Annotated in this window: 12 protein-coding genes and 2 pseudogenes; 4 read left to right on the top strand and 10 right to left on the bottom strand. The window is 42.0% G+C overall.

Annotated features, from left to right (window positions below):
- Positions 1 to 242 precede the first annotated feature (242 nt).
- Complete coding sequence (locus ANSO36C_RS13900) at positions 243 to 1,421, top strand: sensor histidine kinase (protein ID WP_251960007.1); 1,179 nt, start codon at positions 243 to 245, stop codon at positions 1,419 to 1,421.
- Between the two features lie 101 nt (positions 1,422 to 1,522).
- On the opposite strand, the gene ANSO36C_RS13895 is transcribed toward ANSO36C_RS13900, so the two are convergent.
- Positions 1,523 to 2,833 carry an aminopeptidase P N-terminal domain-containing protein gene (locus ANSO36C_RS13895; protein WP_251960006.1) on the bottom strand — a complete coding sequence of 437 codons (1,311 nt, stop codon included), beginning with the start codon at positions 2,831 to 2,833 and terminating at the stop codon, positions 1,523 to 1,525.
- A 396-nt stretch (positions 2,834 to 3,229) separates the two neighbouring features.
- Here ANSO36C_RS13895 and ANSO36C_RS13890 point away from each other — a divergent pair, with 396 nt between their 5' ends.
- A complete protein-coding gene (locus tag ANSO36C_RS13890) occupies positions 3,230 to 4,447 on the top strand; it encodes an FG-GAP repeat domain-containing protein (RefSeq protein WP_251960005.1) in 1,218 nt (405 codons plus the stop codon).
- Positions 4,448 to 4,544: 97 nt separating this feature from the next.
- On the opposite strand, the gene ANSO36C_RS13885 is transcribed toward ANSO36C_RS13890, so the two are convergent.
- The 8 genes and pseudogenes from ANSO36C_RS13885 to ANSO36C_RS13850 form a co-directional block, all read right to left on the bottom strand.
- Complete coding sequence (locus ANSO36C_RS13885; RefSeq protein WP_251960004.1) at positions 4,545 to 5,312, bottom strand: MBL fold metallo-hydrolase; 768 nt, start codon at positions 5,310 to 5,312, stop codon at positions 4,545 to 4,547.
- A 3-nt stretch (positions 5,313 to 5,315) separates the two neighbouring features.
- Complete coding sequence (locus ANSO36C_RS13880) at positions 5,316 to 5,915, bottom strand: anthranilate synthase component II (RefSeq protein WP_251960003.1); 600 nt, start codon at positions 5,913 to 5,915, stop codon at positions 5,316 to 5,318.
- A gap of 262 nt (positions 5,916 to 6,177) precedes the next feature.
- On the bottom strand, positions 6,178 to 6,633 hold the full coding sequence (locus tag ANSO36C_RS13875) for a diacylglycerol kinase family protein (protein ID WP_251960002.1): 456 nt from the start codon (positions 6,631 to 6,633) through the stop codon (positions 6,178 to 6,180).
- A 153-nt stretch (positions 6,634 to 6,786) separates the two neighbouring features.
- The gene (gene ybeY / locus ANSO36C_RS13870) at positions 6,787 to 7,314 is read right to left on the bottom strand and encodes an rRNA maturation RNase YbeY (RefSeq protein WP_251960327.1); all 528 of its coding nucleotides are present in this window, start codon (positions 7,312 to 7,314) and stop codon (positions 6,787 to 6,789) included.
- Positions 7,315 to 7,353: 39 nt separating this feature from the next.
- Entirely contained in the window at positions 7,354 to 7,509 is a 156-nt protein-coding gene (locus tag ANSO36C_RS13865) for a DUF3285 domain-containing protein (protein WP_251960001.1), read from the bottom strand.
- A gap of 270 nt (positions 7,510 to 7,779) precedes the next feature.
- A protein-coding gene (gene prfB / locus ANSO36C_RS13860; RefSeq protein ID WP_251960000.1) for a peptide chain release factor 2 occupies positions 7,780 to 8,902 on the bottom strand; the annotation gives its coding sequence in 2 pieces (ribosomal slippage) (positions 7,780 to 8,829 and positions 8,831 to 8,902; 1,122 coding nt in all).
- 118 nt (positions 8,903 to 9,020) lie between these two features.
- Positions 9,021 to 10,175 (bottom strand): annotated as a pseudogene (locus ANSO36C_RS13855) (PCRF domain-containing protein).
- 131 nt (positions 10,176 to 10,306) lie between these two features.
- Positions 10,307 to 11,035 carry a Bax inhibitor-1/YccA family protein gene (locus ANSO36C_RS13850; RefSeq protein WP_251959999.1) on the bottom strand — a complete coding sequence of 243 codons (729 nt, stop codon included), beginning with the start codon at positions 11,033 to 11,035 and terminating at the stop codon, positions 10,307 to 10,309.
- Between the two features lie 849 nt (positions 11,036 to 11,884).
- On the opposite strand from ANSO36C_RS13850, the pseudogene ANSO36C_RS13845 reads away from it, so the two are divergent.
- Positions 11,885 to 12,672, top strand: a pseudogene (locus ANSO36C_RS13845) (RNA polymerase sigma factor SigF).
- Between the two features lie 58 nt (positions 12,673 to 12,730).
- Here ANSO36C_RS13845 and bchD read toward each other — a convergent pair.
- Positions 12,731 to 14,764, bottom strand: a complete 2,034-nt coding sequence (bchD, locus tag ANSO36C_RS13840; RefSeq protein WP_251959998.1) for a magnesium chelatase ATPase subunit D — start codon at positions 14,762 to 14,764, stop codon at positions 12,731 to 12,733.
- Between the two features lie 91 nt (positions 14,765 to 14,855).
- On the opposite strand from bchD, the gene ANSO36C_RS13835 reads away from it, so the two are divergent.
- Positions 14,856 to 15,443 carry a Uma2 family endonuclease gene (locus ANSO36C_RS13835; RefSeq protein WP_251959997.1) on the top strand — a complete coding sequence of 196 codons (588 nt, stop codon included), beginning with the start codon at positions 14,856 to 14,858 and terminating at the stop codon, positions 15,441 to 15,443.
- Positions 15,444 to 15,467 lie beyond the last annotated feature (24 nt).

Genomic DNA, 15,467 nt, shown 5'->3' with positions numbered 1-15,467 from the left:
AATAATATAGTCGAGCCAAGCATCAAGAATGTTACGTGCTTGATTAATATTTTTGAATATAAAATAGATGATACTGAAAAATTTTAGATACAGTTAGTTAATCAGCAAACAAAAGAACATGGACAATGTACTCCTTTTGGTAGGTGAAGAAAATTAGTAAATATGGTATAAACTCCCTGCACTCGCTAAACTAATTGGATATGGAACTTTACTCATCTATCTCTTAGCTGATATTTAACATAATGGATTTTAGTCAAGCACTGGCTGAAAAAACGGACACCATCCTCGATAAATGGATTCTAGCAGTTCGCAAGGATAGACGAATTGAAAGTGCTGATGACCTATCTTACACAGCAGTAAAGGATCATGTCCCTGATGTTTTAAAAGCAATGGTGACAGTGCTTTCAAAATATCAGGATAATGATATTGAGTCAATAGTTACTGCCAGTCTTCAGCATGGAGCTATTCGAGCAGAACAAGGCTTTGATCCAGCAGAAATTGCCAGAGAATATCATTTGCTGCGAACAGCAATTTTTGATGCTTTACAACCAGATTTATTGGGGGGAACACCTGTAGAGATAATTCGTTCTATGCGTTTGATTGACGCTATCCTAGACGAAGCGATCGCTCGCTGTTTCAAGAGTTATGTTGAGGAGCGGTTGCGAGAATTACACCAGTTGCAGTTATCACTAACACTCCATAATGATGAACTCACACGCTTGATTAGTGTAAATAACGAGTATATTTCGCAACTAGCCCATGAATTGAAACATCCCTTAACTTCCATTATTGGTTACTCTGATCTATTTTTACGCCAACAACGAAAGACTGAGATAAAAGACAACTATACCAATCTAGAACATATTGAGCGCGTGTTACGCAACGGTAGACAGTTACTCCATATGATCAACGATGTATTAGAACTTTCGCGGCATGATGCAGGGCAAATAAAACTCCAACTAGCACCCACCGATGTGCTTGAATTAATTAATAATGTATGTGAAATGTTGGAACCTTTAGCTGCTGGGAAAAATTTAAAAGTCGTAGTCGATTGCGATCGCGCTCCCAAAGAAATAATCACAGACCCTTTTCAATGCCAACAAATTATTACAAATCTTATTAGTAATGCGATTCGTTATACAGAGTCGGGGACTATTATTATTATGTGTCAGGTGTTGGAGAATCAGACATGGACGATCGTAGTTTCTGACACTGGAGTTGGCATTGCACCCGAAAACCAAGCCCAGATATTTGAACCATACTTTCGCGTGACTTCTAGCAATCGCCCCTATCTTCCTGATAGTACAGGATTGGGGTTAGCGATCGTCTGTCGCTTAGTAGAACTATTACAAGGTCAAATTAACCTAGTATCAGAGGTAGGCATTGGTTCCACCTTCACCGTCATTTTTCCTTTAGCTTAACTCCCTGCCCCCCTGCCTACACCGCGATAGGATATTTTTTTAGTTGGAAGTTCCTTAGGGATGGTAGACACCATCCCCATTTTTATCAAGAAAGGCAGTCTTCAACTTTCTATTTCATCTACTGCTTTGGGAACCCCCGCAGTTAACACCTCATGTCCATCAGATGTAACTAACACATCATCCTCAATCCGAATGCCAATACCAACCCATCGCGGATCAGTCTGTGGCTGGTCTTCTGCTAGTTTCGTATCTGGCACAATATATAGTCCTGGTTCCACTGTCAAAATTTGACCTGGTTGCAAAATTTGCGGTTTGTCTTCACCGTGCTGGTAAACGCCCACATCATGGACATCTAAACCTAACCAATGACTAGTGCGATGCATATAATATGGCTTATATTTCTCTTCTTCAATTAACTTATCAATTTCACCTTTGAGAATGCCAAGTTCGACTAAACCTTCTGTGAGAACACGTACTGCTGTATCGTGAACTAATTTGAAGGGATTACCTGGTTGAATTTGAGCGATCGCTTGTTTTTGTGCTTCTAAAACAATTTCATACAGCGTCTTTTGTTCTGGCGTAAATTTGCCACCTACAGGAAATGTCCGCGTAATATCCGAGTTGTAATAACCGTAGGCACAACCGGCATCAATTAGTAGTAATTCTCCATCCTGCATTTGACGATTATTTTCAATGTAGTGGAGTACGCAAGCATTCGCGCCGGAAGCCACAATGGAAGGGTAAGCTGGCCCTAACCCACCCCGCACGCGAAAGATGCGTTCCATCTCCGCTTGTATTTCGTACTCATAACGTCCAGGTGCAGCAATTTCTTGGGCGTAATTGTGGGCTTCAGTGGCGATCGCCACTGCTTGACGCATCAATTCCAACTCAGCTTCACTTTTGATTAATCTCATGCTGCTGAGGACAGGGCCAGTATCTTCAATAGCGATCGGCCCTGTACCGCGCTTCGGATAAGTCCGCAGTAAACTTTGGTAATGTTTCAAGATTTGATCGTTAAAATTGCGATCGCGTCCTAAGTGATAGTAAATCCGGCTGGCTTTTTCCAAATACTGCGGCAATTTTTCATCTAACTCGCTAATGGGGTACGCTTCATCAGCACCATAAATTTCCTTCGCTGCATCTACCCCATTGAGATAACCAGTCCATACTTCCTTTTCACGATCCTTCGGTTGGACAAATAGCACAAATCGATGTTCTGCATGATGCGGTGCTAAAACTGCTACTGCCTGTGGTTCATTAAAACCAGTCAAGTAGAAAAAATCACTGTCTTGCCGATAAACATACTCGACATCGTTGTGCATCACTGCCATTGGCGCACTGCGAAAAATGGCTGTACCATCACCAATTTTTGCCATTAAATGCTCGCGGCGCTGCCGATATTCTGTTTGCATAGTTGATGTGTTTATGAAAGTATTGTGTTATTTTACACTTTTCACAACCAGAGGATGCACAGATGGTGCTTCTCGGTAGTTGCTAATCTAAGTTATTTTAACCAATATTTATTTTTACTTAAGTCATCAGAACTTGAATAAAAGAGAAAAACATAACCTAGTTTTATTTTTAAATCATCACACACATAAAACATTTTCTAATTGTTTAAAATGCTACTTGAAATATTTTAATAAATCATTTATAAGAAATAAAAGTTTGTGTTTAAAAACTAACATTAAGCAAAAAAAAATAGTTATAAAGAAATATTGAAAACCTACTAAATGTTATTTGGTTACAGAAAGAGGCTGCAAAATAAAGTTAAAAAAAGATAACAAACACAGTCATAAGAAAATACCATGTTTGAAAGTAAAAATCCTCAAAAGTCGGCTTTAAATACAAGTACATCTGGACAGCCATTAGAACCTTTACAACAACCAAGCAGCTTAGAATTTACTTCTTATGGTTCATCTTTTGGGGGTAGAAGTTCCTCACAATTGGAATCATCTGCGGTAGCATCAGCAAATCCTAATCCTAATCCTTACCTAACCAGTGCCGCAATTGTTCCTGACTTCAACGGTGATGGCAAAACAGACAAACTTTGGGTAAATAGCCAAACCGGTGAGATTATCGTTCGCCTAATGGATGGGACAAGAGTTGTCGAACAGGGTTCTTTAGGTCAATTTGACCTATCCGCCTATGATTACAAAATTGGCGAATTTAACAATGATGGCAAAACCGACTTCTTATTACGCAATAAGACAACCGGTGAGAATAACATTGTCCTCATGGATGGTACAAGAGTTGCTAATGCGGCTTCTCTAGCTAGCGTTGATGCAGCCTGGACTTCTCAGATTGGCGATTTCAACGGCGATCGCAAAACCGATATCTTCTGGCATAATGCTACAACCGGTGAGAACGCTATTTGGGAGATGGATGGCACTACAGTTGTGACGGCAACTGTTCTAGACACTACAGACACAGCACTAACTTCTACCATTGTTGATTTCGACGGCAATGGTAAGAGTGACATCTTCTGGCGCAATCAGACAACCGGCGATAACCTTGCTTGGTTTATGGATGGTACGCAAAAGACTGAATTTGCACTGCAATCACAAGATGCAGCCTGGACTTATAGTGTTGGCGATTTCAACGGCGATTTAAGCACTGACTTGCTGTGGAGAAACGCTGCAACAGGTGAGAACAAGATTTGGACAATGAGAGGTATCTTAGTCACAGAAGGTGCTTTGGGAACACTTGACTCATCCTGGACTTCCAAAATTGGTGATTTCAACGGTGATGGCAAGACTGATATCTTCTGGCGCAATGGAACCACAGGTGCGAACACCGCTTGGTTGATGGATGGTACAACAGTTGCTACTGAAGCTTTCTTACCAACTAATAACGCGGCCTTGACACCATCTCTTGGCGATTTTAACGGTGATGGTAAGACCGATGTCTACTGGCGCGATCAGACAGCAGGTGCAGACAATATTTGGACTATAAATGAGACGACAGCCGTTGAGACTCCCATCAGCGAAGCAGATAAGCTTGGCCCAGAATGGTATACATTCTAAAATCAGAATTCAGAATACAGAATCCTGAATTCAGGAGATGGAGGCAGGAGTCATTATTTCCCCCTGCTTCCTCTGCTTCTTTGCCAATCTCCTTTATTCAAAACTTGTAACTCAAAACCTGAATTTCGCTATTTTCCGGTAATTTACCAGGGTTAATGGAAATACTATCTCCATTACTACGCCGCACTGTCATACCTTGCATCAAGGTCAGAAAATCATCCAGTGGTGAAATATCGCACGCAGCAGCATCAGCCGCCTGTGTCCGGTAATGGGTCGGAATCACCAACTTAGGATTTAACACTTGAATAGCCTGCTTTGCTTCCTGGGCATTGTAGGCTTTTGCACTGCCTCCCACTGGAACAAATGCCACATCAGGCCGTCCCATCAGGATTTTTTGCTCAATGGAAATGGGTGCGGCTGCTCCCCCTAAGTGTAAAATATTAATTCCGCCTTGCTTCCAACTCCAAGCGGTATTTGAGCCAAACTGCTTACCACCTTTGCGATCGTGGTCTATAGCGATTCCTTGGAACTTAATGCCTTTGAACTCGTAAACTCCTGGTTCGTAGATGAGTTTTGCATTTCCTGGTAATACATCTACAGCACCTTCATCCAGCAGTTGACTGCTAATCAGCACTAAATCTGCTGCAACTTTTGGTGGGCGATACTTAGCAGTACAGCCGACCGTCCGAAATGGATTTACAAGAATTTTTGCACCACCACCAGTAAAAAGAAAGCAAGTATGACCCAACCACTGAACTGATAAACCGCTAGATTGTGCGTCAGCTTGAGATTCAGAACCCAAGGTAGTAAGCAAAGCTGTTACCAACCCCGCCCCAGCATAGCCCATCAACTGTCGTCGTTTCATTAATTACGCTCTCGACTTTAACTGTTTCAGAAAATTTTGCAATAACTGTTTTCCTGAAGATGTCAGGACACTCTCTGGATGAAATTGGACGCCCTGAATGTGAGGATAGTTCCGGTGTCGCACTCCCATAATGGTGTTATCTTCAACCCAAGCGGTGATTTCTAACACATCTGGGCAAGTCTCACGTTCGATGACCAAACTATGATACCTGGTGGCGGTTAAAGGATTTTCTAATCCCCGAAAAACCCCCACCCCAGTGTGAGACACTTGAGAGGTTTTGCCATGCATCAACTCTGGAGCAGGAATTATTTTACCACCGAATACTTGACCAATACTTTGATGTCCCAAACAAACACCCAAAATTGGTAACTCTTGTCCTAGCTGTTCAATCAATTCTAAAGAAATGCCAGCATCTTCCGGGCGACCAGGCCCAGGAGAAATAACTACGGCTTCCGGCTTTAATGCCCGAATCTCATCTATGGATATTTTGTCGTTACGAAAAACTTTAATATCATCTGCTACTGGGAATTCTGCTGCTAATTCTCCCAGATACTGCACTAAATTATATGTAAAACTGTCGTAATTGTCGATAACTATAATCAAAGCTTATCACTCCTAGTTTTTACCACTCATCAGTTGCAAAAAGCATAGACAAGTATCTCATGCTATTTGTTTGCTAGGTGTAAAAATAACGCTGACGTGAACGCGTAGATATAAAGTAGCTACTTTACGACCAGCCACTTCCTAAAAGATTACCAAATAACTAGGATCGCCCTACTTAAATTTTAAATGTGTTTTCCAAAAGGAATCGGACAGACGGTGATCCTCTTAGCGGCTCACTTGGCGTAGCCTACGCCAATCACCTCTACAAAGCCGATATAATTAACCTTACCAAAGGAGGCAGTAATAGGATACTAGCTACCAGCACTGCTACCAAAGCAGATACAAGCACTGCACCTGCTGCACAATCTTTAGCAATTTTTGCCAAATCGTGATATGTCTGCTTAACGGTTAAGTCCACAAGAGACTCGATCGCTGTATTTAGTAACTCTAATGCCAAAACTAAACCACTAGTTATCCCAATTACCGCTATTTCCACCGCTTGCAGATGCAAAAAAACGCTTAATGCGATCGCCATTGCACAAACACTTATGTGGATGCGAAAATTACGTTGAGTTTGAAAACTATAGCTGATTCCAGCCCAGGCATATTTAAAGCTAACAAATAAATTAGAGGCTACTTTCCAGGAGAATTCCCGTTCGTTAGACACCAGTGTTTGTAACGTGGTAGGTGTTGGTGATGGAGAAATTTTTTGGGACATAGACTTATAAAATACAAAAATAGAGTTGCTACAGTGGGAATATTCGCCAATCTTAAGGGCGTAATTAACTTTGAGGCAATCTTTAGGCAATTTTCCACAGAGGTATTATAAAAGTATTACCCAAAATTGACACTCAAGATACATAAGTTACTGCTATTCCATGTCAATAGCAATACCTATTCCTTTCAGCAATCTCACTTGCTGTTCTAACATTCGCTCCAAACTTTCTTCATCAGGATGATCCCAGCCCAGCAGGTGCAACAAACCGTGAGCAGTTAACCAGGCTAGCTCGGTTTGTAAACTATGTTCTTGTTGTTGAGATTGACGTTGTGCTGTATCTACAGACACTATGATATCACCTAGATATAATGGTATAGAGATCAGCATTTCTTCGCTTTGAGGAAAATCCGCCTCCAAAGCAGCAAAAGCTAAAACGTCTGTAGGCTTGTTTTGTTGTCGATACTGAGCATTCAGTTCTTGAATTTGCGAATCATCTGTCAAACGTAGCCCTATTTCATAGCTTGGCGCTGGCGGAATCTGCGGGTAAAGTATTTCTAACCACTGATTAAACCAGTTTTCCCAAGTTTCAGGAGTAATTCGGGCATCAGTATCCTCAATTTTTACGGATGTTGTCGGGGACAACTCATAAAAATACTCTTCTACATATAGTTCAACTCTCAGGGGCACAAAGTCTCCTAATCTGAGGTTTACGGTTTGTTGTTAGTGAGTTAAGTAAGCAAGACCAACAAGCAGGGCTAAAAGCCCTATAGCAGTCAACGCAAAATGCTTCAGGGAAGTTGCACCCTTCCGCACCATGTTTCGCATAGCGAGTTTTACGTAGCTAGGTTGAGGTTCTGTCGAAGGAGAGTTGCTCATAATTATTTGTCTACAGACTCTTTTATAACTGTAACAGTTGGACTGGAATAGAATTGCGATCCCCTGTATATTGCTAGGTATTTATCTGAAAAACCGCCATTAATATCGGCTGCTAGGCGATATCTACGACTAGCTACGCCTACGCGCTCATCTCAAAGACAAGGTACACAAAGGTAGGGGCGCACATCTATGCGCCCCTAGGATGGGATGTTTTCTCACTGGAAGTCCATAAAGTGAAAAAATTACCTAGTACCTCTTGCTAGCCCTTAATCATGCCGGAGTGTTTTCTACTAGTTTATTTTCTTGGCGCAGATAAGCTTGAATGAATGTATCAAGTTCGCCATTCATCACATCACCAATAGCTGTAGTTTCTGTATTTGTACGTAAATCCTTCACCATTTGGTAAGGGTGAAACACATAGTTACGGATTTGGTTTCCCCAGGAGGCTTCTACCATATCGCCACGAATTTCGGCAATTTCTTGGGCGCGTTGCTCTTTGGCGATGACCAACAGCTTTGCTTTGAGGCGATTTAGGGCTTTCTCTTTATTTTGCAGCTGCGATCGCTCTTCTGTACAGCGCACGGCAAGACCAGTAGGAAGGTGAACAATCCGCACCGCAGTTTCTACTTTGTTGACGTTTTGCCCACCTTTACCACCAGAACGAGTTGTGGTGATTTCCAAATCTTTATCTGGAATATCCAACTGCACAGAATTATCAATCTGTGGCATCACTTCCACCCCTGCAAAACTGGTTTGTCGTTTGCCATTGGCATTAAAAGGTGAAATCCGCACTAAGCGATGTGTACCCATTTCCGATCGCAAGTAACCATAAGCATAGCGACCAGTAATTTCTAGGGTTGCCGATTTAATTCCAGCTTCATCACCCTCCGACTCTTCAGCTAAAGTTACCTTATAACCGTGTGCTTCGCCCCAACGAGTGTACATCCGCATCAGCATAAATGCCCAGTCTTGAGCATCTGTGCCACCAGCACCAGCACTAATCGTCAGTACAGCACCTTCCGCATCGTATGGGCCGGAAAGTAACTGTTGTAACTCCCACTGGTCGAGGTCACGATTCAGCTTGGTGATGGTAGATTCTGCTTCTTGGAGTAGTGCCTCATCAGTTTCTAACTCCAACAATTCAACAACAGCCTTAGTATCTTCTAGATTGGCGTGCCAGCGATCGTATTGCTGAAGGTGGGCTTTCAGGTCGTTGAGTTCTTGCAGCGTTTGTTGCGCCTGGGTTTGCTCATTCCAAAATTCTGGTTGAGAAGATATTTTTTCGAGGTCTTGAATTTTGGCTGTTAGTGCAGGTACGTCAAAGATAGTCCTGGGTTTTACCCAGGCGGCCAGACAACGTTTCGATTTCGCGTTTGAGTTCTAGGACATCCATAATGCTTGCTGAATGATAGATAGAGCGCTTTGGATTAGAAAATTGCTCTTTTTATGTTTCTTGATTTTAGCTGTAGTTGGGCAAATTTTTTCTGCACAACTTGTATAGGTTACAAAAGTTACTTTAAATTATCAAGCACTTCCTTATCCCCTGAAGTAGTGAGATATAGCTGTTGCAGATAGGCTTTGATAAACAAATCAATTTTACCGTCTAAATACTTCTGTCGCAGCAGATGTTTCTAAATTAGTGCGTAAATCTTTCACCTGAGTGTAAGGATACAAGATATATTCACGGATGAGCTTGTTGGATAGGGATTTTATCTGTCCGGGTTGAATTTTGTCAATCTGGACACCTTGGGCTAGTGCGTAGGCGTAGCCAACCGTAGGCATCGCAAATAGTTTACTCTTCGAGAATAACTAAGGCTTTCTCTTTGTTTTGCATCTGACTGCGCTCTTGATCGCAAAATACACTAATCCCGGTAGGAATATGAAACACTCGCACCCATGTTTCTGGGCGGTTGACATTCCCCCGATGGCGCGGCAAAGTAATTTCTAAATGCTTCTCTGGAATCTCCCACTCAACAGACTCATCCAATATTGGGAGAACTTCTACACTAGCTAAACTCGTCCGCAAGCTGTTAGTAGCATCAAAGGGCGATATTTGCTGTAGTTGATGTGTGCCTGTTTCTGATTTGAGGTAGCCGTATGCATAACGTTTTGTAATTTCTAAGGTTGCATACTTAATTCCGGCTTCATTTCCCTCAGAAATCTCTACTACATCCAATGGATAATTGTGGCTTTTTCCCCAACGACAGTACATTTGTAGCAACATATATGCCCAGTATTGATCATCTGCATTATCAACCTCAGCAGCAATAGTGAGAAATGCACCTTTTTGGTCGTGGGGGTCAGAAAATAATTGTCGTATTTCTGCTGTTTCGAGTTCTTGTTGGAGTTGAATAAGGTTGCTTTGTACCTCTTGCCACAATTGTTCATCGGCTGATAATTCCAGCAATTCCAACGCAGCCTTGATATCTTCTAGAATCGAACACCAGCGCTGATATTTCTGATGCTTATAGAATATAGAGTATTCAATTTCTTGAAGTAGTTCATAAGCACGGGTTGGATTATTCCAAAAGTCCGGTTGAGCAATTACTTGATCTAAATATTGAATTCTTGCAGTCAAATATTGGAGGTCAAAGACAGTCCTCAGCCTTACCCAAGATATTAGACAATTTTTCTACTTCAATTTTTATATTTAAGAGTTCAAGCATAGTTTTGCTCACTTGAGGCTTAACTTAATATACATATTATACTGTTAAACAGATGAAAAAACCGTGGTTGCTAAAAATTTAACCACGGTTTTACTTTAGAAAATTTTACTTGTGTTAGTGCCTACAGAGAATTAATCGCGGCCATTGATGGCAATTAGCAACCGCAAGATAAAGACAAACAAGTTGATGTAAGTAAGGTACATCGACAAAGCAGCAGGCAGATATTGGTCATCGCTGTAAGTGCGGGGCAAGATGTAGAAATCGACAACAGAAACCCCAACAAACAGAAATACTCCTAAACCGGAAATGGCGATTTCTAACCAATTTGGCGTGTAAACACCAAACATGGCAAACCCAAATTGGGCAAGGCACACAACCACCAAGGCAATAACGCCGAGATTGATGGTTTTCGTCAAAGCCATCCCATCTTGTTCAGAAAGATTTGAACCAATTTGACGGGCAGCAATAAAGGTGACACCACAACCAAGGGCAGCCAACCCAATGCCTTGAATACCAACACCTTGGGATCTCAAAGCGACAAATATCAAACCACTGAGAGTATATCCAGACAAGAGGCTGTAGGTTGCCAACAGAGGTAGCGCAAGTCCCTTATTGCCTTTTTGGGCAACATTTTGGGCAACAAAGAACAAAATTAACTCTACAATCACCGCACCAATGAAGGTGGGAAAGAATATTTCGGGGTTAGTACGGATAACTCCCAAACCGCCGTAGGTTCCTAATGCCGTTAGCACCAATCCACCACCGACGTAGGGGAGGGCGTTGGCGATTACGTTTGGGCCAACAAGGGCGTGAGATTTAGCCTCACGGATAGCTTCACGAAAATTACTGGTATTGCTCATATTGAAAAACTGTTTTTTAGGAAAACGTTGTGCTTATTCCTATTGTTACCAATCTTTGCGATTAACAGCCAACGATTTAAGGCATAGTTTGCAACCAGCGTTGAACTATTGCTTTCTGACATGGTTGCATTCCGAGTTATTGACACAACTTTATCTAGGCTAGACCCTTGTTTATGGATGCTAAACCATTGTTGAAGTGCATCAAGAATTTTCTGGCGATGTTTGGTGATTTTCATTGTTCACCCTTGTGTCTAGCAGAAGTGTGACACCCACCAAACTTACATATCCATAACTTGTTTCTATGTTTTTACATTTATAAGTTTCCAAAGTTCCTGTTTTCTCAAAATTGAATGGAAATTTCACTCAATACTCAGCTAAGTATAAATCCTTATAAAAATGAGGTAAAATTCTGTTTTTTGTAGCTTGGATTTTGTTTTTCAACCCAACCGCCAATTTGGATTTCTGAGCTTTATTAATAACAGTGCGTACTCAGAGATAAAATTGCTCAGTCTCTTTTGCGATTAATTCAGTGCCGATCCACGTTGCTCTCAGTATGACAGATGGCTATTAGTCCAGTTATGCATTGTTCAGCATAAATAGCTAGTTTTTGTTGCAAAAGCTAAAGATTATGTGTCATTGAAGAGTTATGTAAAAAATAGAAACAACTTCCAACAGAGATGTTAGCAAAATCATGCGTACAAATACTGAATTATAGAGTTCGATCCTTCATAAGTTCAGTGAAACGACGATGGCTTATTCTTCCCTGACTAAGCAAAATAATAACAACTTAGAAAAAAATATACGCAACTCCATTTTCCCAGGAATAGGAGTTACAACAAAGGAATGTATATGGCAACAAGTGAGTCCTCTTTACGAACTGATGGTATAGAATTATTACACTTGTACCACCAGAATCCATCTATTAAACTTCGTAATAAACTTGTACAGTTACATACTGGCTTAGTGCGGAAGATGGCTCATAAGTTCAGCCATCAATGTAATGAACCTTATGAAGATTTAGAACAAATTGGGTATTTTGGTTTGATTAGGGCTATTGAACGTTTTGACCCTAGCCAAGGATATGCTTTTAGTTCCTTTGCAGTGCCATATATTCGCGGTGAGATGCTGCACTTCTTGCGCGATCGCAGTACTCTATTAAAAATCCCCCGTCGTTGGCAAGAATTATACAATGAAGGGCAAAAGATCCGCAAGGACTTGGCAATGTCTTTAGGTCGCCAGCCCAAGGATGCTGAAATTGCCAGCCACCTGAGGGTATCTGTGCAAGAATGGCAAGAAAACTAAGTTAGCCGCTCAAAATCGGATGCCTTTGAGTTTAGATGCAACCGCAGTTAACTATGTTGATTGCCAAATAACCTTGGGTGAAGCACTTCCTTGTCCTCGTTCTCATGTACTTCTGCAACAAGAAGAAGAACGCCAACAACTCCAAGGCGCAATCAATATGTTGGAAGAAAAGCCCCGCATGGCAGTAGAAATGGTATTCTTGAAGGAAACTTTCTCGCAAGGATGCCGCTAAAAATATTGGCACTAGTCCAATGACGGTAACACGCTATTTGCAAAAGGGAATTCAGGATTTGATTTGCTATTTACAACCACAGGTAATGCCCACTGGCTCGTAGTCATTAGTCAATGGTCAGTGATTAGTAGAAAAGCAACTGACAAATGACTAATGACAAATTATCTAGATTTTAAATCAGCGATCGCACCTTTGGTCATAGCAGCAATAGCTTGATCTGTCGCTTTTGGCAAATGATAATATTTACCGCCTGCTGTTTGCGATAATTCTTTAGCAAAGCCAGTAGACACAAATTTACTTTCCGTATCAATTACTAATAGTTGCATCCCCAAAGCACGAATTCTGGCAGCAATTTCTAATAATTCTCCTTTGATATCTGGCTTTTCTCCTGGTTCAAGCTGTTCACCCAAAGAACGCGCTAAGGGAATATTACCCCGCCCATCGGTGATTGCTACAAGGACAACTTGCCCAATATCTCCACTCATCTGAGCATTTAAGCCGACGCGCACAGCTTGAGTTAAACCATGCGCTAAGGGCGAACCCCCGCCACAGGGCAACCTTTCCAAACGGTTACGCGCTAAAGCAATAGAACGTGTGGGAGGCAATAATACCTCTGCCTGTTCTCCCCGGAAGGGAATTAATGCTATTTGATCGCGGTTTTGATAAGCTTCTGTCAACAGTTGCATCACCGCACCTTTAGCCGATTGCATTCGATTGAGGGCCATTGAGCCAGAAGCATCTACCACAAATACTACCAACGCCCCGGCTTTGCGTACCAAGCGTTTTGAGCGAATATCAGGCTGTTCGACAATAACTTTTCTATCTGGTTGTCTTTCTCTGCGTGCTTTTTGATAAGGAGCAGCTGCTCTCAAGGTAGCATCTACTGCAATGCGTCGCGCTTTTCCCTTGGGTAACATTGGCTTAATGTAGCGTCCCCTATCATCAGAAAAGATGACACTGCGACTACCAGATTTACCTTGCCGCTTCGCTGTTTGGGTAAAATACAACACGCTGTCATCAAGGATTACCCCTTCTGGATCAAAGATAAACTCTTCCGGGATGTCGGGGGGTTCTTGCTCTTGATTTTCTTCTTGTTCTTCTTGTTCCTCTTGTTCCTCTTCAGATTCGTCTTGGGGTTCTTCTTGATTCTGTTGTGGCGGTGGTGGAGGCGGTGGTGGTGCTTGATCTGGTGGCGGTGTCTGCACAACTGTGGCACGTGGTACAATTACCAGTTCTACAGCACGGCGCAAATCTTCGGCATTAACTGTTGTCCGTCCCTCCAAAGCCGCAGCAGCTTTAGCAACCCGCGTGGCGAATAACTCGGCGCGATGTCCCTGAACTCCGCCGCGAATAGCCTCATCCACTAAATAGGCAATTTGTTCATGGGTGATGATGACTTCTTTTAACCATTCCCGCGCCAAGATGATTTGGGTTTTCAGGGAGTCTAAATCTTCGTTGTACTGTTTGAGAAAATCTTGGGGAGATTTAGAATAAGCGATCGCTTGCTCTACTGCTTCTACTCTTTGATCTAAGCCAAGTACACCGTCAGCAGAAAGTGCGATCGCAATTCTATCTAATAAATGCTCCCGTAATCCGCCTTCTTCTGGATTGTAGGTGGCAATAAATAGGGATTTGCACGGATGCTGAAAACTAATCCCTTCTCGTTCTATCTGGTTGCGTCCGTCAGATAATACTGTTAGAAGCTGATTTGATATTTGGTCATCTAATAAATTAATTTCATCTACGTACAGTACACCCCGGTTTGCTGTAGCGAGTAAACCGGGCTGAAAAATGGTATCACCTTGTTTTACCGACTTTTCGACATCCACTGAACCGAGGAGTCGGTCTTCTGTAATACCTAGAGGAATTTGCAAAAAAGGCGCGGGGATAATTTCGACGGGCACATCTTGAATATCTTTATCTGCGTACTCCGCCAATAGTTGATCGTCCCATTCTTCTGGGTGATTGGGGTCACAATTGCTGATTGAGCCTTTGACAACTTCAATCGGCGGTAGTAGAGCATGGATAGCACGAGCCATTACAGATTTTGCCGTACCGCGACGACCTGCGATCGCTACTCCTCCCAAACCAGGATCAACGGCTGCTAACAGCAAGGCTAATTTAATTGCTTCTTGACCGACTACGGCAGTCAAGGGAAAGGCAGTGATCGTGGGGTTGATGGTAGGCGCAGGCATTGTTTGCTTTTATAGCGAGTCTCGGCCTTTAGCATACCAATTTCTGACACATTTAGAATAGGGATTATGGCAATGAGACAAAGGTAAGGTTATGAGTATTGCTCAAGCTAAACGCTTCACACTGGATGAATACCACAGGCTTGGAGAATTGGGCTTTTTCCATGAAGATGACCATATTGAATTAATTAACGGGGAAATTATTGAAATGGCATCCAAAGGTAAAGCCCATGAAACTTGCTTAAGAAAATTATGGAAGGAACTCCCCAAAATACTGGGAGACAAGGCTACTTTGCAATCACAAGCCCCGATTGCTTTGCCGCCTAATAGCGAACCTGAACCAGATTTTGCGATTGTTCAAAACCGTGCTGATGATTATCTGTCGGCTCACCCTAAACCTGCTGATGTTTTATTGGTGATGGAAGTTTCAGATTCTTCTTTGGCTTATGACCAAGATGTGAAAATCCCTCTCTATGCTAAAGCGGGTATCACTGATTATTGGATATTCAATTTATTCGATAATTATTTGGAAGCTTACAGTGAACCATATCAGGATAACCAAGGCAGATATGGTTATTCAAATAAGCGAATTTTCTTGTCAAATGAGGTAATAAATTTTCCCTGCTTCCCTGATTTATCTCTTGATTTAGCTAAGGTGTTTCTGCCAAAGCGAAATTTTTAAACTTTGTTATAGGATTCAGTCATA

Origin of the sequence: Nostoc cf. commune SO-36, from assembly GCF_023734775.1 — a bacterium.
GTDB classification, from domain to species: domain Bacteria; phylum Cyanobacteriota; class Cyanobacteriia; order Cyanobacteriales; family Nostocaceae; genus Nostoc; species Nostoc commune_A.
Note: the sequence above shows the minus strand (reverse complement) of the source record. Positions and strands in the feature narration are given on the sequence as shown.